Below are 20071 nucleotides of genomic sequence, written 5' to 3'. Positions count from 1 at the left end.
ATAGGCTCCAGTTGGAAACCCTCGGGTTTGCGGGGCGGAATTGCGAAAGCGATTCCGCCTTTTTCCGAAATTACGAAGCAGTATCAGAGGGCTATAAAGCCGCATTGGAGGCAGCTATTTCGCGATTGGGCTCGAAGAGCTACAGGCAATGAGACGACTCCAATCGGCCAGATTCAACGAGGAAACCACCAAGCAGTTTCAAGTACTGGCAAAAAAAGATGATGGAACAAGCGGAGGAATAGATATATAAATACTTAAATATTGAAACAACTTACAACATAATAAACCACAAATAAAGAGGTAATGATGAGAGATTTATATGATATTGCCACAGATACAATCAATCCCATTAAATTAAAGAAAAATGGGAAGGCGGGCCATGTGGCTTGTGCTTTGGAAACGGTAAGCGGTGCTGTTTATACAGGCATATGTATTGATGTGCCCTGTTCTATTGGTATGTGTGCAGAACAGGCAGCTATTGCTGAGATGTTGAAGAACGGGGAAACGAAGATCAAAAAAATTGTAGCTGTCTATGAAGATGGCAGCATCCTGCCGCCTTGTGGGAGATGCAGAGAATTGATTTCACAGTTAGACATAGAAAACGAAAATGCGATTGTTGCCATTGATAACGGCAGAGAAGTTACATTAAAAGACTTATTGCCCGAAAGGTGGGACAAAAAATGGGATTGAATCAATTAACCAACCGAATCTATTTTTTAGAACATGATCCCGAAGTGGACAGACCAATATTAGCCTATCTCAAAGGAGATAAATTCTCTCTGGCAGTCGACGCCGGATATTCGGCTTCTCATGTTCAGGATTTTTACAGGGCAATTGAAGTGGAACATTTTAACAAGCCGGATTTTACGGTTATCACACACTGGCATTATGACCACACCTTTGGGATGCACGCCATCAATGGAATCAGTATTGCCCACGACAGGACAAACGGGTTTCTCAAAGACCAGCAGAAACAGGCAGTGGACCCCAGCTATATCGAAATCCTGAAAAAAGAAGATGTTCATTTTAGGAAAGAATATTACGGACAGGATAAACTGACCATTGTGCTGTCTGATGTATCTTTTTCCGATAAGTTAACCTTGGACTTAGGTGGCATCACTGCTCAGATTTTTCATACGGTTTCGCCGCATTCAGAAGATACTGTTTGTGTTTATGTACCGGAAGAAAAAGTTCTTTTTTTAGGGGATTCTACCAGTGAGGATTTCTTTAATGATGGATATATGGACAAGGACAAGTTAAAATCTTTGATGTGTATGATTCAATCAACAGATTGCAAGTATTGTATTCTTAGTCACTGTGAACCGCTTGTGAAAGAAGATTTGCTCTGCTATTTGGAAAGCATACTCTAGATGCGCTCGCGCGTATCATAAAACGTCATCAAGCGGTTGTTAATAGAATCAACCTTGATGCCCGCATCGCCAACAAAGTCGAAGAGGCTGTTACTAAGCGCGAAACCGCCCAAAGCCAAATTGTCGGTGACGCACAAAAGGCCCAAGGTGAGTACCGGCGTTCAATAGACCGTATCGGCAATTCAATAGCAAGGGCCGTTATGTGCGAGCAGCGTCTACGAGACTTCGCTTTTGATTTTGAGTCCACGCCAATTGATCCAAGGACGAATCCTGTTGGGGAGCTGCAATTTGTTTGCAGCTTGGGGTCAGTGAAATCACGCCGAAATTACTCGCTTCACTTATCGACGGCCTGATCGGAAAGAGCAAGTCCATCGATACCCTCACTTCTAGCTACGAGACCGTCATCGATGCCATCAACAATTACCCAGATGACGAGGAAGCTCCCCTGTCGGTGCTCACCTCTAAGTTTGAAAATGCGCTCGACGCAAAGCTAAAACCCGCTAAATCAATCATTCGCGAGGGCGATGACGCCTACGATGAGCTCTCGCAGGGATATAACGCGCAGATGTATTTCGCCCTCATGGCCGACAACAGCATGGGAGACGGCATTTATATCGTCGACCAGCCAGAGGATCAAATTTCGCAGAAGGCAATCAGGGAGTCCGTGCTAAGAGAGTTCCGAGCTATAGCCGGTTCGCGGCTAAGGCACGCGGCTCATGGCCGTTTCGTGGAGGCCCGACCAGCTCGACCCACCTCGACCCATCTCCACTCGCGCCGTGCTCACTAATCGCCATCAGCCGGTTCAATCGTCGTGCAGACGAAAAGGGACACGGTGCCGTGCGGGGTGCTCGCGCGGTGCCGTGCGGGAAGATTGGAGGAACCATGGCACGCACAGCCGAATGCGTCGCGCCCGAGGGCAACCAAGACCGCGACGAATGGATGACGGTAATCGAGATGCAGGAGTACATGAGGGCAAGCCGAAACAAGGCGTACGACCTCATCTGGTCGGGGGAGATCGACTCGTACAGGCTCGGCAGGAAGCTCCTGGTTTCGAGGGCGTCCGTGGACGCCTACATCGAGTCGAGGAGCGGCCGGAAATGACGGCGGCGACCGCCCCGGGAGCCGCCCGCGGCCGGGCACGTGAGGGAGCCTCGAGACGAAAGGAGCTCAGGCACGCCTTCGTGGATGGTGTCACTGCGCCTCTGAATCAGGTTCGGACAGACAAAGGCAAGCTTCGGGTTGTTATCGCAAGCCAGCTCCGACGATCAATTCTCGTGTTCCGTAATCTTGAAGAAGCTGCAAATCTATTTCAGGGGCACTATCAACAGCAGCTTCGTCCCGCTCCCCTCTTGTATTCACTGTCAGCGCATGCTATAAGGTTGTTGGTGGCTCATTGAGCTACCTCCAAGTGCCGGGGGAGTCCCCCGGCTATTTTTTTATCCATTCCATTAGGAGTCCCCATTGGCCAAGGAGCTCAGCATCTTTGTCGACGAGAGCGGCGACCGCGGCGGCAAAGCTCGCTACTACCTGCTCACACTCGTCTTTCACGATCAGGCAGACAGTATCGCCGAAGCGGTCACGGGCTATGAGTCAAAACTCGCCAGGGCCGACCTCCCCAATATCCCGTTCCACTCCGAGCCCCCCATGAACGGGCACAAGGATTATGAGTTTCTTAACATCGAGCAGCGCAAGGTGATGCTCGCCTACTTCTCCTCGTTCGTCCGCAAACTTCCCATTTCCTATATCACGTTCGTCTACCGCCGCAGCCAGTTCGAAGACCCGGCAAGGCTAATGGAGCGCATGGGGCGCGACATCTCCTCCGCCATGATTGAACACCTGGGCTTCTTCCAGTCCTTCGACGATGTGAAGGTCTATTACGACAACGGTCAGGACATTGTCAAGCAGGCGCTCGACCGCTCGGTGGGCAAAATCCTCTCAAAAGGGGTCGTCCGACGCCGCAAGACCTCGATGACCGACTACCGCCTCGAGCAAGTGGCGGATTACCTCTGCGCTATCGAACTTGCCTTGGTCAAGTACGAAGCCAAGGAGAACGGTGAGACGTACAACAAGTTCTTCGGAGGTATAGGCCCTTTCAAGAGGAACTGGCTCAAGCAAGCCCGCAGCAAGCGGATATAGCTGGTCTCGCGGTTTCGCAAGGAACGGTCAGCTCTCCTCTGGCGGGGAACTCCGGGCGACGTGCTTCGAGCAGCGGAAGCTGAAGCGCAAGCAGAAGCAGCGCGGGCAATGATCGATGCCGACATCGGCTCAGACGTGAACAGTGCTACGCTCCCTGTTCACGGGGCGCGAAACCGCAAAGGTTGCACAGAGGTTGCAAAATAAGAAGCCTCCGACCTGTTGTCGCAGTTCGGAGGCTTGAAATCAACGAATATCGCTTATTCCCACTCGGTGGTTATAGTTTTGCCGTCTCGTCACTCCAGTTGCACCCAGTTTTCGGCGGCATCTCGAAGTGAGTGCCGCTGAATGACGCGACGTCGCGTTTCATCGGCTTCGGGGACAAAAGCTGGGACAACTTCAAAAACCATTTTCAAACTCAGAGTATTGAGTTTTTATTTTTGTCCCAAGGGGCACGGAGAGCCGCCTTTGGAGGCTCGATATCGCCGAAAAACGCCCGTTTTGAAACTCAACCGCCTTTGAGCCTGCAAACCACCAGCTTCAACAGTAAGTGAGTCGACGCGGGTGGCTTACGAGCCGTTCACAAAACCGCAGGCCACAGGTCTTTGTCAACGATAAGCAAAGTGAATAGTCTCAGGTGGCTTGCCCATGAGTTGGCGTAAGCCTGTTTAGCAAAAGGCTAATCGGACACGACAGGCCGCCCGCATGGCGACGGCGTTTCCCGTGCGGGCACAAACAGCCCTGCGTGCCCTGTCGCGCGATATCCCAATGCGACGTTCAGAACCCTACCCGCCAAGCAGCCACCTCGCGAAATTCAGCACGAGCACGCCCTCCCGGGTATGGGGCTCATGCCTCGTGCGAGTGATGAGAATCTTCGGGAATGCATCCCCGATGGATAGAATCGGCGCAATCTCCCTCTCGAGCGTCGAATCGGCGCCGATATCGTCGCTCACATACACTTTCCTTCCCGGTTTCGAAACTTGGAAGGCAGTATGCGCAAGGATGCGTCGAGGTGCGATCCCAGTCGTACCATGCCAGCAGAGATGTCGAGGCACATTCGTTCATGCTGCAATGCGGGCATCGGAGATGAAAAACAGCCCGTCGGGTAGTCATGGGCGTGCGGGAGCCCGCATCAGTAACCTGCCTCCTCGGTTGTCCCTTCTTTGCATGGTCGTCTACATAAAGGAGGAACCAGCCATGCAGATCAGCATGCTTGCCCTTCTTGGGTCACGGACCGGGGAGGCGAGGGCCTCCGTCGGGACCGCCCCGAGCAACCGGCATATCCAAGGAATGACAAGGCTCGATCGCTGTGCTGGTCAGGATGCCGAAGCGGGCCGTCCGCCAATCGGAATGCGGGTCAGGATGCTGCAACGTGATTCCAGCTGCAGGATACGGCTCCTTTGCGGTTGCCGCAAAACCTGCTGGCAACATTCTTACTATCCGAATGATGTACGCATCCCTTGGGATCGTTTCGCCTGACCAGGGCCATCTTCAGCGCCTCATCGGCCAGCTCGGCAGGCGCCTCTTCCACGCGTAATAGCCCTGGCGGGTCACCTATGCAACCATAGATACAAAAGGAATCGAATGGCCAGAGAGGACTGCGCTTACCGATGGTCGATTCTTGACAGGCAAACTCAAGCCTCGTTAATATTACATGGTTTGCCAGACCGAATTAACAAAGGAGGGGTGTCGTGGTTGGTCTTTTCCGCACGTGGATGAGCGCCTAGAAAGCGGCGCTGTTGTGGCGTCGCGCTGTTTTTCTGCACGCCATTTCACGATTGGACATAACCATGATATTTGAAACCTCTCGGGGCAGGTCTGCTCTGCTGTGCCATTCATGGCAATTCAAGCTTTGTTTCGTATGGGGCGGCGAGCTCGTTTCGACATTGACGAGTTCGATTCTCCAAATGGGTCTTATTTGGCATATCGCCCTCACGACAGAATCATCTTCCCTCCTCTCCCTGGCATCGTTAGCAGGCTTTCTGCCGATTGCTTTGTTCGGAGTCCTTGCGGGCGCCGTTGTCGACAGACTGCCTTTGAAACGTGTCCTCATCGGCGCCGACCTCTTCGTTGCCGCGGTGGGCGCCGCCTTGGCGATTGCCTCGTTGGCCGGCAGCTTACCTGCGTGGTCAATACTCATCGCCCTGTTTCTCCGCGCAGCTGGCACTTCGTTCTACACGCCGGCCTCCCAATCCCTCACGCCCCATCTCGCCCCGCCAGAGCATCTCGTTCGCCTATCGGGAGTGATGCAGGCGATTCAGTCCGCCGGATACATTCTTGGCGCCGCGCTCGCGGCAGTGATTTATCCTGTGGCGGGCATTACCGCCATGATTGCCCTCGACGTGCTGGGGGCGCTTTTCGCTTCTCTAGCTGTCCTCGCCGCTCAGATAGACGCAGGAGGACTCGACGAAGCCGACCGCAGCTCGTCCTTTTCCAATAAAGTTCGAGAACTTTTCTCTGAGATTTCGGACGGCTACAAGCTGATCAGGGGATACAGGGGGCTGTTCGCCCTTCTTTGGTGCGGGTTCGTCTTCGCTTTCGCGTTCTCCCCACTCGCGGCATTGTTCCCAATAATGACCTTGGGACATTTTGGCGGTAGCACGGGGGATGCTGCTTTGGTGGAGGTCCTTTTCTCCGCAGGCATGCTGGCTGGGTCCGGCATTTTGGCGGCCACGGGAGGGTTCCGCAATAAGTCGCTCACCATGGTCGCCGCGATCGCCGGCTTCGGCGTCGTCGCAATCGCATCCGGATTGCTCGGCCCGTCGCTGTTCGCCGTTTTCCTACCGGCGAGCTTTCTTATGGGCGCATGCTCCCCGTTGTACACGGGAACCCAGACTGCCCTTATGCAGGAGCAGATACCTCCTGAGTACCTAGGCCGCGTTTTCGGCCTCTACGGAACCATCATGGCGTGGGCCATGCCCATGGGCCTCGCGGCCCCCTCCGTTTTTGCGGATCTGCTTGGAGCTCCGTTATGGTTCGTCGGCTCTGGAGCGACCATGGTACTGCTTGCGATGGCTATGCTGCTTGCTCCGAGCGTCCGAAACGTGGGGAAAAGAGATACCGGGCGGATTCAATAGCCCAAGTATTCGAAAAAAAGAGGCGGCAGCCATCGGTTCACGCGTCAGCCTTCAAGCCCTTGCGACGACGAGGTATTGCGCCGACATCCCACATCGCGCTCCTTATTCGTCGCCAACTATCATTTTCGGATTTGCCGGCTTGCGCAAGGTCAAAACGCTCGCGCCGGCAATTGGGCAAAGGCGAAAAATCGACGTGAGCAATCTTTTTTGGCATAGCTGCGCTTCCAGTAAAAGGCTAATACACAAAAGGCGGTTCAACCTATGGAACTCATAGTCAAAGCTAAAGACATCTTTTTGGAATATGCCGGCCGCGATATCCTGGATATCGAAGAGTTGGAAATCTACTCCTACGATCGCATCGGCTTGGTGGGAGACAATGGCGCAGGCAAAACCAGCCTGCTTAAAATTCTGAGCGGCAATCTTACCATTGCGGACGCCGACGTCAGGCGCTTCGGCAGCATTGCCCTCATCGGCCAACTCGATGAACTCGACCTTGATGCGGCTCAGGACAGTGGTGAGATGCTCTCCCGTCTCAACGTCGCCGGAGTGGCGCAGGAGACGATGAGCGGCGGGGAGGAAACACGCGCCAAGATTGCCTCTGCACTCTCCCAGCATGCAAGCGCGATCTTCGCCGACGAGCCTACGAGCCACCTCGACCAAGACGGCATCCGCCTTCTCGTCGGACAACTCAAGGCATTTGATGGGGCTCTGCTCATCGTGAGCCATGACCGTCATTTTCTCGACCAGGTGGTAGACAAGATCTGGGAGCTCAAAGACGGCGGTATTTCCGAATTCTGGGGTGACTACTCCGACTATCTGCGACAGAAAGAAGAAGAGCGCAAAGCTCAGGCGACTCGATACGAAGAGGCGATGCGCGAGCGCGATCGCCTCGAAGCCGCCATCGAAAAACAACGGAAAAAAGCACGGCAGGTCGACGCCAAGCGGAAGGCTGCGAAAAAAAGCAACGAGTATGCAGGTCGATTGGGGCATCAGAAAGCAACCGGCACCAAACAGAAGAGGATGTACCAGGCGGCTAAGGACATGGAGAAGCGCCTCGAAGCGCTCGAAGGGATTGAGGCCCCAGATAGCATTCGCGCCGTGCGGTTCCGCCAGAGCAAGGCCCTGGAACTGCATAGTAAATTTCCCATCTCGGCAGACGATTTCAGCTTGAGCTTCGGCAACTGCATGCTCTATGACCACGCGAAATTCGAGATACCGCTCGGTGCCAAAGTGGCCATCACCGGTGGCAACGGTACAGGAAAGACCAGCCTGCTGAAGGCAATCGCTCGACGCGCCGACGGTATCAACATCTCTCCCAAGGCAGAGATCGGTTACTTCGAGCAAACAGGCTACAAGTTCGACGCCCGTCAGTCTGCGATCTCGTTCATGCAGGATGGTTGCGAGTACAGCATGACCGAAATTCGAGGCATCCTCGCCTCTATGGGAATCGGACCGCGCGACCTGACAAAGGACGTTGGCGTTCTCTCGGGAGGCGAAGTCATCAAGCTGCTACTCGCGAAGATGCTGCTGGGCAGATACAACATCTTGCTCATGGACGAGCCTGGAAATTACCTGGACATCAAGAGCGCCGAAGCCCTCGAGCAGATGATGAGCGCCTATGCCGGAACGATAGTGTTCGTCTCCCACGATAAGAGGCTGGTCGAGAACGTCGCAGACATTGTCTACGAAATAAAGGACACCAAGCTAGTCAAAATCTTTCAGCGCGAATAGCCCTAAATGAGCAAGAAATAATCCCCGAACGGAGACAAGGGAGTAAAACGGCAAAGAAAGAGCCTCCGTCCCAACGCAGGGAACGGAGGCTCTTTAATCGCTTTTACTCATCTCCGTCGCTGGTGGCTTTGTCATGACTCTCGTACGAAACGAAACTCAGCGGCATAGTGCGGCACTCAAAATCGCAGGTCAGAACCCTGTCGTCCTACTCCCACTCGACAAATTCAAGTATATGAGGAAGTATTTCTCTTGAATTTACAGGTAAAATATTCGCAAATTTGCTAATATTTTACCTGCTATTTTCGGCTGTCAATTTTCTTAGTATCAAAATAGTATCACAAGAGGCTGGAAAATGCAACAGAATTATGTGGAGCTCTACATAATTCTGTAACCTTCTTTGCTGTGGTGTATCAAGTAATCTTACTGAACATATGGCGCACCTTGTCCAGGCGGCTGTTTGGACGGCGGGGCTGGATGACCGGCTCGCCGACAGCGGCCTGATACCCTTTCAGTTCTGTAAGACATACGCTCCGCCCGTTGGTGTAAAAGGCCAGATCAGTACGGTATGCCTGTATATAGCGGGCGGGAATTTCGCCAGTAAAGACAACTTCATCCTTTTTTACCTGGGCCGTTTCGATGGTGGCACAGTATTTCGGTGCATCATGATAAGCCCTGGAAAGGTATTCCTGGGGCGCATAGAGGGTGAAGGAGAGATAAGGTTCCAGCAGCTGCGTCCCCGATTCCTTCAATGCCTGTTCCAATACAATCGGGGCCAATGAGCGGAAGTCCGCCGGCGTGCTGACTGGACTGTAATAAAGCCCGTATTCAAAGCAAATCTTACAGTCCGTTACGTTCCAGCCGAACAAGCCCTGCTCCAGCCCGTAACGGATACCATCCCTGACAGCGTTTTGAAAACTCTGGTTCAAGTATCCCAGCGAAACCCGGCTCTCGTATTGTACGCCGGAGCCAAGCGGGAGTGGTGTAACAGACAGTCCGATAGATGCCCAAAACGGGTTGGGCGGCACCTCGATATGGATGGTGTGGCTGGCTGCTTTGAGCGGCCGCTCCATATAAATGAGGGTGGGTTCCTTTACCACTGTTTCAATCTTGTATTTTTCCGACAGCAAAGCGGAAACGACCTCCAACTGCACCCGGCCCAAAAAAGAAAGAATGATCTCATGGGTGATGGAATCTACTTCGCAGCGCAAAAGCGGGTCAGTATCCGCAAGTTGCGTAAGAGCGTCCAGCAGCCGTTCTCTTTGCGCTGCCGTTTTCGGCGCAATCGTCGTCCGCAGCATGGGGAGGGGGGGCCTCGCGCCACCTTTTACGAGGGAGCCGGGTTTGATCCCCTAATACATCGTTTAACCTCACGCTGTCGCTGGGAAGGATAACAATTTCGCCCGGATAAGCGGTGTCTGTCCGAACAATTTCCCCTTTGGATGGAATACGCATCTCTGTGATTTTCAGCTTTTCTCTCCCGGCCAGGGCCACCGTATCCCGCAGGCGCAGCGTTCCGCTGTATAGCCGCAGATAGACACGCCGCTGGCCGCAATCGGTGTACTCAACCTTGAAAACGCTGCCGCATAGGGTGGCGCTCCCCTGTTCCCCAATCGGTTGGAACAGTCCTGTCACCGCATCCATCAACGGTTGAATGCCAAGGCCCTTTTTGGCGCTGCCATGATAGACCGGAAACAGGGAGGCTTCTTGAACCCGCCGCTGTTCCTCCCGCGCAAGTTTTTCCTGGCTGATTGGTTCTCCTGCGATATACTTTTCCAATAATGCATCGTTATTTTCGATGACCGCATCCCATGCTTCTATGTCGGTATTTTCCTCCAGGACTATTTCCGGGGACAGCGACACCGTCTGCTTGATGATAATATCGGCGGAGAGCTTATCCCGAACAGACTGAACCACGCTCTGCAAATCAACGCCAGCCTGGTCGATCTTGTTGATAAAGATAACGGTGGGAATGTTCATTTTCCGCAGGGCATGGAACAGAATACGGGTCTGGGCCTGCACGCCATCTTTCGCGGAGATCACCAAGATGGCCCCATCTAAAACAGCCAAAGAGCGGTACACCTCCGCCAAAAAATCCATGTGGCCGGGCGTATCCACAATGTTAACTTTACATCTGTGCCACTGGAAGGAAGTGACTGCCGCTTGAATGGTAATCCCACGCTGCCGCTCCAACAGCATGGTGTCCGTCCTCGTTGTCCCTTTTTCGACGCTCCCTGGTTCTGAAATGGCTCCACTGGCATATAGCAGACTCTCCGTCAAGGTCGTCTTTCCAGCGTCTACATGGGCAAGAATCCCGATATTGATAATGTTCATGTCTATCCTCCATACAAGGCCCGAATGGGCGCAAAAATCCCCAGCGGCTAATACTTTTACCGCTGGGGATCATGACTTCGGACACACAGAAACATACACGACTTACATAAGCCGCGGTCCGTCACGATATTTACTAAAAAGGCAAAAGTATTCTTAAAATTGGGTACAAAAACCAAGCCCCTGCAAGGGGCAATCATTTTTGCGCCCATTATCAAATTTTATTTAAGAATACCTTGCCGCATATTTGATAGACTCCTCAAATCAGGATAATAGCAGTATATCATAGTACGCTCTAAAAAACAAGAAATTATTTTACCCGATTCCCCAAATAAAACTGGAGGGCATTCACTGGAACACCCTCCATTTTTGGTGATTATCGCACACCTACCCTTGTTTTTTGCCTTGCGGCCCGTTTCCGTTCCTTTTCAGCCTGCTCCTGCTGGTAAGCGGCCTCTAATATCCTGTCCGCCTGTTCCGGGCCAATGGCTCGCCTGACCCGCTCGTAGTCCCTGACCTTTCCCTTTAGACTGTCTCTCTCGGCGCAGACCTCGTAAATCCTTTCTGACAAAGAACTGTTTTTGCTGACCTCCCGGCCATAGTCCGCTTGTAGCCGCTCAAATTTGGATTTGAGGTCGAGATAGGCCCGGTAGACCGAGCGCAGCACCTTGACGATCTTTGCCCATAAAGGCTTGGCCTTTTTCTCCCGGTAGGCCCTGGCCGATTCCAGCGGCCCCGGCTCTGGTAAGACTTCCTCCGGGTCTGCCGAAAACTCCGCCGCCAACCGCTCCATGTTCTTTACTGCCGGGGCCAATTCCTTCAACCGCTGTTCCTGTCCCGCCACCTCTTTTTGCTTCTTGGCCTTTACCTTATCCAGTTGGGCAATCTCCTTGGCCCTCTGCTCCTTTTTGTAGTCCAGCACAGACAAGTGCTGGTCGTGGGTGCCCTTGTCCTCCCACTCTATCCCGTGACGCTCCATCACGGCGGCAAGCTGCTCCTTTTCAGAGCGTACCCACTGGCTCCACTCTGTGTCCCCTCTGGTGCCTCCCTTGAAACCCTGGGCCGCTAGCGCCTGTTTGAGTGATACCCTGGTATCCAGGCCCCGCTTGCTGCCGGTGGTGAACGGTACAAAGTCGATGTGCAGATGGGGCGTGGCCTCGTCCATGTGGAGATGAGCCGAGAACACCCGAAGCTGGGGGTTGCGCTCTTGAAAGCCCCTCATATACTCGTCCAGCACCGTCGCCGCAAGCTGGCCGTCCTCGCTGTCGGCGCACATGTCGTCCTTATTGCCCACTTGCAGAATGATTTCATGGAACGGCTTCTCCTGCTTGCTGGAACGTATCTTCTCATAGTAGTTCTCAATCCTGCGGTCTGCCCTGGTCTGCTTGTCGTTGTACCGCTTGAGGGCCTCGTCAAACATCTCACGAAAAACTGCCTTGATATTTTCCTGGCAGTAGGTTATATTCAAATGGGAGCGTTCCGGGTCGGTGTTCTTGGCGTTGAACTTCCTGCTGTTGTGGCTTACCGAACCTTGCCCCACCATTGCGCTGATCGTTCTTTTCAAATCAACACTCCTTTCCCTGGAAAAAAGAAAAATAGGACAAGCGAAGCCGCCCTGCTGAATTTGTCGTTCAGCAGGGCGGCTTGCTTGCCCTTTGCAATCATTCTCTTGTGTGGCCGGGTTGAAACGAATAGTATCAATCCAGTATCACAAGGCAAAGTGACAGGTCAAAAACCCTGTATTCATGCGGGTTTGAGCCGTTTTAACGGTCACTCCCACTCAATGGTCGCGGGCGGCTTGGACGTGATGTCGTAGCACACGCGGTTGGCGCCGGGAACCTCGGCCACGATGCGGCCGGAGATGCGGGCCAGGACGTCGTAGGGCAGCTTGGCCCAGTCGGCGGTCATGGCATCGCTGGACTCGACGGCGCGCAGGATGATTGGGCGCTGATAAGTGCGCTCGTCACCCATAACGCCGACGGACTTGATGTCGGGCAGGACCGCGAAATACTGCCAGCAGCTGTGCTCGGAGTTGCGCTCACCGGTCTGCTCAAACAGACGCTGGTTGTAAGCATCGAGCTCCTCGCGCACGATGGCGTCGGCATTCTTGAGAATCTCGAGCTTCTCCTTGTCGACCGCACCGATGATGCGGATGGCCAGACCCGGGCCCGGGAAAGGCTGACGGAACACAATGTGGCCCGGCAGACCGAGCGCCAGACCAAGCGCACGGACCTCGTCCTTAAAGAAGTGATCGAGCGGCTCGATAAGGTCAAAGTGCACGCCCTCGGGGAACGGGATCAGGTTGTGATGGCTCTTGATGGTGGCCGTCTTGCCGCCCGTCTTACGAGCGCCGGACTCGATGATGTCGGGGTAGATGGTGCCCTGAGCCAGATACTTGACCGGCTTGCCATCGCACTCGAGCTGCTGAGCAACCGCGAAGAACTCTTTCCAGAACTGCGTGCCGATGATGCGGCGCTTCTCCTCGGGCTCGGTCACGCCGGCCAGAAGCTCGGCATAACGGTCCTCGGCGTGGACGTGGATAAAGTCGACGTCGAACTGTTTGGTGAAGACCTCCTCCACCTGCTCGGGCTCGCCCTTGCGCAGCAGACCGTGGTTGATGAACACGCAGGTCATCTGCTTGCCCACGGCGCGAGCGCCCAGCGCAGCCACGACGGAGGAGTCGACGCCACCGGACAGGGCCAGAATCACGCGGTCGTCGCCGACCTTCTCGCGGAACTCGGCCGTCATGGTCTCGACCAGGTTGTCCATGCTCCAGTTGGGCTCCAGGCCGCAGATCTCAAACAAGAAGTTGCTCAGCAGCTGCTGACCGTACTCGGAGTGCTTGACCTCGGGGTGGAACTGCGTGGTGAAAATCTTGCGCTCGACGCACTCCATGGCGGCAACCGGGCACACGTCGGTGCTGGCGGTAACGGTAAAGCCCTCGGGCACCTCGGAAACGGCGTCGCGATGGCTCATCCACACGGTCTGCTCCATAGGCGTGGAGTTAAAGAGCTTGGCGCCAGCCGTGCGCGTAATGGTAGCGCGCCCGTACTCGCCCACCTCGGAGTGACCGACCTTGCCTCCGAGCGTCACAGCCGTTATCTGATGGCCGTAGCAAAAGCCCAGAACGGGAAGGCCCAGGTCAAAGATGGCAGGATCGATGGACGGAGCGTCCTCGGCATACACAGAAGCCGGGCCGCCGGAAAGGATGAGCGCAGAGGCGTTCATCTCGCGAATCTCGTCGGCCGAGATGTCGCAGGGGACAATCTCGGAATACACGTTGAGGTCGCGGACGCGACGGGCAATGAGCTGACCGTACTGCGCACCAAAGTCGAGTACGAGGACCTTTGCGGAAGCTTTTTGATCCATGGTTTCCCCCTCTTGTTGGCGGGGAGCCGATGCCCGCCCGCGCGAATAAACGAAATAACTTTCATAGTGTACACGTTATATGGGGTTTCTCGTCCCTCGCAGCCATCAGCGCACGGCAAACGCACGACCTGGGCCCCTATTTGACGGCAATTGAAGTGTTACCAAACGTTACAGATGATGTAATACGTTTGAACATTGGACGCCCTGTGCCACAATACTGCCGAACGACTCCGCCTCTGCGGCGGCAAATACGATAGGAATACCAGCATGAAGCGCATCCTTCTCATCGCCACGGGCGGCACCATCGCATCGACCGAGGACGGCAACGGCCTCTCCCCCGCCCTGACCGGTGAGGAGCTCGCTCAGAGCGTTCCCGAGATCTCAGGTCTTTGCGAGCTCGATGTCGTGCAGCCCATGAACATCGACAGCACCAACATGCGCCCCAGCGACTGGATGCGCATCCGCGACGTCATCGTCGAGGGTTATGCCGACCACGACGGTTTCGTGATTCTGCACGGCACCGACACTATGAGCTACACGGCCGCGGCGCTCTCCTACTTGATCCAGGACAGCCCTAAGCCCATCGTGCTCACCGGCTCGCAAAAGCCCATGGGCAATCCCTTTACCGATGCCAAGCTGAATCTGTACCAGAGCCTGCTCTATGCGCTCGACGAGCATTCGCATGACGTCTCGATCGTGTTTGGCGGCGTCGCCATTGCCGGCACACGCGCCCGTAAGCAGCGCACCATGAGCTTTAACGCGTTCATTAGCGTCAACTATCCGCCCATCGCCTATATCCGCAACGACCGTATCGTGCGCAGCGGGCTTCACGGCACGCATCGAGGCGAAAACCCGGTGCGCTTCTACGACCACATCGACCCACGCGTGTTTGTACTCAAGCTCACGCCCGGCGTGAACCCTGGCGTTCTGGACGCTCTGGCCGATAGCTACGACGCCGTGATTCTGGAGACCTTTGGCATTGGCGGCATCCCCGAGTTCGGCGAGTCCGGCGAGTCGTTCCAAGAGGCAATTTTCCGCTGGGTCGATTCGGGCCGCACCGTCGTTATGACCACGCAAGTCCCCGAAGAGGGCCTTGACCTGGGTGTTTACGAGGTCGGCCGTGCTTACGCCGATCATCCGGGCATTCTGCGCGGCGACGACATGACCACCGAGACGCTCGTGGCCAAGACCATGTGGGCACTCGGTCAGTCACGCGATGCCGCCGAGATCCAGCGCCTGTTTTACAGCCAAGTCAACCACGATCGCATCCCGATGGCGTAATTCAGTTGTCGGCGGGTATCCCCTATTCGATACCCTCGAGAAGCTCTGACACCGTCATGCCGAGTGCGGGCGCGACCTTAAATAGAACCTTGAGCGTGAAATTTGCCGTTCCGTCTTCGATTCGGTCGAGATAGGGTCGGCTGATTCCTGCTGCCACACAAAAATCAACCTTGGAGATACCAAGGTCCCTGCGCGTCTGCTCGACTCGCTTGCCAAGAATCTGTTTCGCACGTTCGTCCATGCAGCCGAGTTTGAAATGGAGCTGAACAAAAACGTAAACTATAGTTTACGTTTAAACGAATACACAGGAGTTTTCTATGTCGGGTTCTTCGATTTACGTACAGCGTGCAGATTGCCGTCGGCACGATACACCGATTGCTCTTGTCGTTATCGAAGCCGACCAGCTTACGCCCGACGAGCGCACGGCGCTTGCGCTGCTAACGAGCCGTGTCCCCACGGCACCGCTTTCCAGTCCAAAGCAAGGCGACCTCGCACGTCTATGCCAAGAGCACGGCTGTGCGCTCGACCGGACCGCCGTTATCGCCACCACCCCGCAAGGACTCCCCCTGCTCCTAGAAGCCTCCGTCTCCCTAACCTTGCGCGGCGCCGGATACGAAAACGAGGCCGCCGCCGATATGGTCTTTAAACCACGATCGAGCGGCGGCCTCGCAGCAGCCATTGAATATGCGTGCAGGCTCGTTGCCTAGAAGAACAAGTTAGAAACCAAAGCCAAAGCCCGTTCCGGTAATCGCCGAGTACATAAAGTAGACGTTGATTACGTTGAGAAACACACCCGTGATGCAGCCGTTTCGCAGGTAGCGCTCGCACACGATGCGCGCCATGGCGGCGGAGTCATCATTGTTTTTAGCCTGGCGTCCTGCCGTAAAGTACGTCGCCACGCTCAGCAGTAGGTTGAGCACCGGCAGTGCCAGCAACTCGTAGCTCTTGCCCCAGCGCGTCACCTCGCCGGCTGCGTTAAACTTCGTTGCCACCTCGGGACCAATGTTGGGGATAACACACGCTGCGACCACCAGCGGAATCACCGCAAGTACGAGCAGAGCAATACCCATGTAGCCAGCTTTTTTGCCATACTTAAACATATGCGTCGTCCTTACACGTTAAAGCGGAAGTGCACGACGTCGCCATCGGCCATGACATAGTCCTTGCCCTCAATACGCAGCTTGCCGGCAGCCTTGGCGCCCTGCTCGCCACCGAGCTCGATGTAGTCGTCATAGCCAATGACCTCGGCCTTAATAAAGCCGCGCTCAAAGTCGGTGTGGATGACACCGGCGGCCTGCGGGGCGGTCGCGCCCTGACGCACCGTCCAGGCCTTGACCTCCATCTCGCCAGCCGTAAAGAACGACTGCAGGCCAAGCAGCTTGTAGGCGGCCTGCGCGAGCACGTCCAGACCGGGCTGCTCCAGGCCCAAGCTCTCCAGGTAGTCGGCCGCATCCTCGGGATCGAGCTCGGAAAGCTCAGCCTCGATCTTGGCGCAGATGGGCAGTGGCTTGACACCATCGATGGGCGCCAGGTCGTCGTTGAGCATATCCTCGTCCACGTTGGCCACATACAGGATGGGCTTCATGGTGAGCAGGAACAGGCCCTTGGCAGCGGCGCGCTCCTCGTCGGTCATCTCCATAGACGCAGCGCGCTTACCCTCGTTGAGCCAGGCGAGCAGGCGCTTGGCGACCTCAAACTTGGGCATGAGCTCCTTGTCGCGCTTGGCCTCCTTCTCGAGCTTGGGCAGCTGCTTCTCGAGCGTGCCCATGTCGGCCAGGATGAGCTCGGTCATGATGGTGTCGGCATCGCCGGCGGGATCGACGAACTCGCCGGTGCGGCCCACCTCACGCATGACGTTGGGGTCCTTAAAGTAGCGCACGACCTCGCAGATGGCGTCGGTCTCGCGGATGTTTGCCAAGAACTGGTTGCCCAGACCCTCGCCCTCGTTAGCGCCCTTCACCAGACCTGCGATGTCGACGAACTCGACCGTAGCCGGCACAATGCGACCCGGGTTGACAATGTCGGCGAGCTTTTGCAGGCGGCTATCGGGCACATCGACGATACCCACGTTGGGGTCGATCGTGGCAAACGGGTAGTTGGCGGCAAGGCCGGTCTTTTTGGTAAGCGCGGTGAACAGCGTCGACTTGCCCACGTTGGGCAGGCCCACGATACCGATGGAAAGGGACACGACAGCTCCTTTTGATACAGGTACTTCAAACTGCATAAGTATAGCGCCGCCGCAGCATCCAGGCGAATCCGGACGCCACGGCGGCGCAAATGAAGCAGAGATAGGGGTCGCTGACTAGTCTGCGAGCTTTTCCACCTGATCGAGCATCTTATCGAGCTTGGCCTTTGCCTCGGCCTTGACCTTCTCGGCCTCCTCGTGGGCCTTGGCCTTCTGAGCGGCCTTTTCCTCGGCTTCGGGGTCGACGACAACCAAGTTGGACGCATCGTGCTCGACCAGCTTGAGCGCATGTTCGGGACAAACCTTGACACAGGCGCCACAACCCAAACAATACGTGGACTCCAGTGCAAAGCGACCGCTTCCCACCAAATCGCAGGCGGACGTGGGGCACGCGTTAACGCACTCGCCGCACGACGTGCACTTGTCAAAATCGCACTCCGGCGTGCTCACCTGCATGTTCTGGGCAAGCTCGGGGTGGTTTTGCAGCGTCGAGAGCACCAGCTGTCGTCCGTGTGTGAGCGAGCGGCGACGCTTGGTCGTCGTGGTACCGCACATGGTGTTGAGTGTGCGCTCCAGCTGGGTGATCTGATGGCGATGGGCTTTGAGCTTCTGCGTCACCGAAGCCAGTGCCGCCGTCGCCGGATTGAGTTTGGTCACGGTCAGGCCCGTGGTACGGGCAATCTTTTCCATGTATTCCTTGCGCTCGTACTCGCGACGCTTATGGCACTTGAGGCTCTTGGGATCGACCTCTAGGCCCATACCCGTACCGGCCCATTCCTCGGCCTTCGCAATCGCCTCGCCCAGCATGTCCTCGCCACCGGTGTTGCGGCATTTATCGCACACGCCCAGCGGCAGATACACGCTCACGTTGGGATAGTCGGCCAGTACCGAGAACCAAGTCTCGGCCGTAATATCGCCCACGCAGGCAACGACGACCTCATTCTCGCGCGGCATGCGCTTAAGGGCACGCGTGCAGGTAACGTAGGCGGTCTCGTGGCTCGTGGCCGCCGAGACAATGTCGTCATACAGGTTTTTGGGCGCCAGGCGCGGCGAGATAATCGCCTCGGTCGGGCAGGCGGCGGTGCACAGGCCGCACTTGCGGCAGGAGTCGAGAATCTCGATGGCGTCTTCCTCGACCTCGATGGCGTCCACCGGGCACACATCCATGCACGCAGTGCAGCCGCTCTTTTCGTTTTTGCAGGTCAAGCACGGAATGGTGTTGCCGCGCGGACGTTCCTTGTAGTCGGCAGGATTCCACTGCGGCGCCGACGGATCGAGTGCATCGGCCACACCGCCAAGCGGGTTTTTAAGAAAGTCGAAACCCTTGCTGATCTCGATAATGTCATCAAACAGATCGTGTTCCTGCGCCATGCGCGGCCCCTCCCTGAGCAGTGCAAACAAGCAAGAGATAATAATACGCTATCGGTCCACGCCTCGGGCAAATTTCACGCGGCGCATCTTTGCGGCAAATAGCCCATGGCCTATCGCCGCCTCGATTGCACAAGGTCAATCAAGCGCCAAACTATGCCTCGCGCATGAGCTGCACGAGCTTTTGTTTGGTCACCTTGGCCTGCTCGTTGGCCATGTTGCGCTCGTTTCTAAAGACCGCATTTGCAACACTTTGCAGATCGGCATCGGAAATCTCGCCAAGACCCAGCTCCTCGAGCGTCGTCGGCAGACCGACGCGCTGGCAAAACTCGAGCACCTGATCAAGCTCGGGCGCACGCTCCAGGCGCAGCTGCACCACCAGGCCAAATGCCACGGCTTCGCCATGCATGGCCTTGCACTTGGGCAGGATCGTCAGACCGTTGGCGATGGCATGCGCCAACGCCAAGCCACCGCTCTCAAAACCGACGCCCGAGAGCAGAATATTGCACTCGATCAGGCGTTCAACCGCTGGCGACGTACGCCCCTTTTTGAGATCACGCTTGGCAGCGACACCGCACTCCATAAGTGTGTCGTAGCAGGCACGAGCCGCAGCCAGAGCCAAGTGCCCCGGCGCGCCACCGTGCTCGTTGGCGCCGTGCGCCGCGGCGCACGAACGCGCCTCGAAGTACGTTGCCAGCGCATCGCCCATACCAGCGACCGTCATACGCAGTGGGGCCGCTGCGACCACGTTGGTATCAACCACGACCAGATCTGGATTCTTCTCGAGCATCAGGTAGCGGTCGAACGACCCATCCTCGTGATACAGCACCGAAATCGCACTGCACGGACCGTCCATCGAAGCCGCCGTGGGGCATACGCACAACGGCAACTCGGCATAAAACGCTACTGCCTTGGCGATATCGAGCATCTTGCCGCCGCCAATACCCACCACCATGTCGCAATACTCAGCCTGGGCTTCCTTAGCCATTTTTACAACGGCCTCTTCCGTACACGGACCGTCATAAATCTTAAAGAACGGCTCACTCAGATCGTCGTCCAGAAATCCATCGACAATCTGCCTGCACAGCCGATCCTCGGTGCCCTGGTCAAACAAGACATAGGCAGCGCAACCCAACCATGACAAATACCTGCCCTGACGCGAAAGTTCGCCCGGCCCTTGAACATACCGGCCGGGACCGCCATAAACCATGGGAAGCGCCATACGAGAA

General features: G+C 55.9%; 17 protein-coding genes and 1 pseudogene. 9 read left to right on the top strand and 9 right to left on the bottom strand.

What is annotated here, in order from left to right:
- Nucleotides 1-303 precede the first annotated feature (303 nt).
- The 5 genes from DXD49_RS09195 (at nt 304) to DXD49_RS09175 (ending at nt 3506) form a co-directional block, all read left to right on the top strand.
- The gene (locus tag DXD49_RS09195; protein ID WP_233541789.1) at nt 304-690 is read left to right on the top strand and encodes a cytidine deaminase; all 387 of its coding nucleotides are present in this window, start codon (nt 304-306) and stop codon (nt 688-690) included.
- Entirely contained in the window at nt 681-1370 is a 690-nt protein-coding gene (locus DXD49_RS09190; protein ID WP_117794796.1) for an MBL fold metallo-hydrolase, read from the top strand. The genes DXD49_RS09195 and DXD49_RS09190 overlap by 10 nt, the downstream gene beginning before the upstream one ends.
- A 292-nt stretch (nt 1371-1662) precedes the next feature.
- Nucleotides 1663-2157, top strand: a complete 495-nt coding sequence (locus DXD49_RS09185; protein WP_117794795.1) for a hypothetical protein — start codon at nt 1663-1665, stop codon at nt 2155-2157.
- A gap of 95 nt (nt 2158-2252) precedes the next feature.
- Nucleotides 2253-2471: a helix-turn-helix domain-containing protein gene (locus tag DXD49_RS09180; protein ID WP_117734617.1), complete on the top strand. Its 219-nt coding sequence runs from the start codon at nt 2253-2255 to the stop codon at nt 2469-2471.
- Nucleotides 2472-2831: 360 nt separating this feature from the next.
- A complete protein-coding gene (locus DXD49_RS09175; protein ID WP_117794794.1) occupies nt 2832-3506 on the top strand; it encodes a DUF3800 domain-containing protein in 675 nt (224 codons plus the stop codon).
- A gap of 782 nt (nt 3507-4288) precedes the next feature.
- Here DXD49_RS09175 and DXD49_RS09170 read toward each other — a convergent pair.
- On the bottom strand, nt 4289-4456 hold the full coding sequence (locus tag DXD49_RS09170) for a hypothetical protein (RefSeq protein WP_157966984.1): 168 nt from the start codon (nt 4454-4456) through the stop codon (nt 4289-4291).
- Between the two features lie 837 nt (nt 4457-5293).
- On the opposite strand from DXD49_RS09170, the gene DXD49_RS09165 reads away from it, so the two are divergent.
- Both DXD49_RS09165 and abc-f read left to right on the top strand, forming a co-directional pair.
- A complete protein-coding gene (locus tag DXD49_RS09165) occupies nt 5294-6580 on the top strand; it encodes an MFS transporter (protein ID WP_117794793.1) in 1287 nt (428 codons plus the stop codon).
- Nucleotides 6581-6841: 261 nt separating this feature from the next.
- Complete coding sequence (gene abc-f / locus DXD49_RS09160; protein ID WP_005987409.1) at nt 6842-8311, top strand: ribosomal protection-like ABC-F family protein; 1470 nt, start codon at nt 6842-6844, stop codon at nt 8309-8311.
- Nucleotides 8312-8721: 410 nt separating this feature from the next.
- Here the strand turns inward: abc-f and tet(W) are convergent.
- The 3 genes and pseudogenes from tet(W) to guaA form a co-directional block, all read right to left on the bottom strand.
- Nucleotides 8722-10642, bottom strand: a pseudogene (gene tet(W) / locus DXD49_RS09155) (tetracycline resistance ribosomal protection protein Tet(W)).
- A gap of 373 nt (nt 10643-11015) precedes the next feature.
- Nucleotides 11016-12203: a plasmid recombination protein gene (locus tag DXD49_RS09150; protein WP_233541788.1), complete on the bottom strand. Its 1188-nt coding sequence runs from the start codon at nt 12201-12203 to the stop codon at nt 11016-11018.
- Nucleotides 12204-12409: 206 nt separating this feature from the next.
- On the bottom strand, nt 12410-14008 hold the full coding sequence (gene guaA / locus DXD49_RS09145) for a glutamine-hydrolyzing GMP synthase (protein ID WP_117583320.1): 1599 nt from the start codon (nt 14006-14008) through the stop codon (nt 12410-12412).
- Nucleotides 14009-14275: 267 nt separating this feature from the next.
- Between guaA and DXD49_RS09140 the strand changes: the two genes are divergently transcribed.
- The gene (locus DXD49_RS09140) at nt 14276-15289 is read left to right on the top strand and encodes an asparaginase (RefSeq protein WP_117743800.1); all 1014 of its coding nucleotides are present in this window, start codon (nt 14276-14278) and stop codon (nt 15287-15289) included.
- 22 nt (nt 15290-15311) lie between these two features.
- Here the strand turns inward: DXD49_RS09140 and DXD49_RS09135 are convergent, their stop codons facing one another.
- Entirely contained in the window at nt 15312-15530 is a 219-nt protein-coding gene (locus DXD49_RS09135) for a helix-turn-helix domain-containing protein (protein ID WP_117794792.1), read from the bottom strand.
- Nucleotides 15531-15606: 76 nt separating this feature from the next.
- On the opposite strand from DXD49_RS09135, the gene DXD49_RS09130 reads away from it, so the two are divergent.
- Entirely contained in the window at nt 15607-15996 is a 390-nt protein-coding gene (locus tag DXD49_RS09130) for a hypothetical protein (RefSeq protein ID WP_117794791.1), read from the top strand.
- A gap of 9 nt (nt 15997-16005) precedes the next feature.
- Here the strand turns inward: DXD49_RS09130 and DXD49_RS09125 are convergent, their stop codons facing one another.
- The 4 genes from DXD49_RS09125 to DXD49_RS09110 all read right to left on the bottom strand — a co-directional run bounded on the left by DXD49_RS09125 (nt 16006) and on the right by DXD49_RS09110 (nt 20064).
- Complete coding sequence (locus DXD49_RS09125) at nt 16006-16389, bottom strand: DUF1648 domain-containing protein (RefSeq protein ID WP_089572786.1); 384 nt, start codon at nt 16387-16389, stop codon at nt 16006-16008.
- A gap of 11 nt (nt 16390-16400) precedes the next feature.
- Nucleotides 16401-17477, bottom strand: coding sequence for a redox-regulated ATPase YchF (gene ychF, locus DXD49_RS09120; RefSeq protein ID WP_035136922.1), 1077 nt, complete (start codon nt 17475-17477; stop codon nt 16401-16403).
- Between the two features lie 114 nt (nt 17478-17591).
- Nucleotides 17592-18845 (bottom strand): 4Fe-4S binding protein, encoded by a 1254-nt coding sequence (locus DXD49_RS09115; RefSeq protein ID WP_117794790.1) that lies wholly within the window; start codon nt 18843-18845, stop codon nt 17592-17594.
- 151 nt (nt 18846-18996) lie between these two features.
- The gene (locus tag DXD49_RS09110; protein ID WP_117794789.1) at nt 18997-20064 is read right to left on the bottom strand and encodes a glycerol dehydrogenase; all 1068 of its coding nucleotides are present in this window, start codon (nt 20062-20064) and stop codon (nt 18997-18999) included.
- Between the last annotated feature and the right edge of the window lie 7 nt (nt 20065-20071).

It is taken from the genome of Collinsella sp. TM05-38, from assembly GCF_003466445.1.
Taxonomy (GTDB): Bacteria; Actinomycetota; Coriobacteriia; order Coriobacteriales; family Coriobacteriaceae; genus Collinsella.
The sequence above is the reverse complement of the archived record's forward strand: the minus strand, read 5'-3'. Positions and strand labels throughout refer to the sequence as shown.

Excerpts from the sequence above, each read along its gene's own strand:
- DXD49_RS09195 (WP_233541789.1), top strand. The coding sequence starts at position 304 with ATGATGAGAGATTTATATGATATTGCCACAGATACAATCAATCCCATT.
- abc-f (WP_005987409.1), top strand. The coding sequence starts at position 6,842 with ATGGAACTCATAGTCAAAGCTAAAGACATCTTTTTGGAATATGCCGGC.
- guaA (WP_117583320.1), bottom strand. The coding sequence starts at position 14,008 with ATGGATCAAAAAGCTTCCGCAAAGGTCCTCGTACTCGACTTTGGTGCG.
- DXD49_RS09125 (WP_089572786.1), bottom strand. The coding sequence starts at position 16,389 with ATGTTTAAGTATGGCAAAAAAGCTGGCTACATGGGTATTGCTCTGCTC.
- DXD49_RS09165 (WP_117794793.1), top strand. The coding sequence starts at position 5,294 with ATGATATTTGAAACCTCTCGGGGCAGGTCTGCTCTGCTGTGCCATTCA.
- DXD49_RS09130 (WP_117794791.1), top strand. The coding sequence starts at position 15,607 with ATGTCGGGTTCTTCGATTTACGTACAGCGTGCAGATTGCCGTCGGCAC.
- DXD49_RS09135 (WP_117794792.1), bottom strand. The coding sequence starts at position 15,530 with ATGGACGAACGTGCGAAACAGATTCTTGGCAAGCGAGTCGAGCAGACG.
- DXD49_RS09110 (WP_117794789.1), bottom strand. The coding sequence starts at position 20,064 with ATGGCGCTTCCCATGGTTTATGGCGGTCCCGGCCGGTATGTTCAAGGG.
- DXD49_RS09190 (WP_117794796.1), top strand. The coding sequence starts at position 681 with ATGGGATTGAATCAATTAACCAACCGAATCTATTTTTTAGAACATGAT.
- DXD49_RS09180 (WP_117734617.1), top strand. The coding sequence starts at position 2,253 with ATGGCACGCACAGCCGAATGCGTCGCGCCCGAGGGCAACCAAGACCGC.
- DXD49_RS09140 (WP_117743800.1), top strand. The coding sequence starts at position 14,276 with ATGAAGCGCATCCTTCTCATCGCCACGGGCGGCACCATCGCATCGACC.
- DXD49_RS09115 (WP_117794790.1), bottom strand. The coding sequence starts at position 18,845 with ATGGCGCAGGAACACGATCTGTTTGATGACATTATCGAGATCAGCAAG.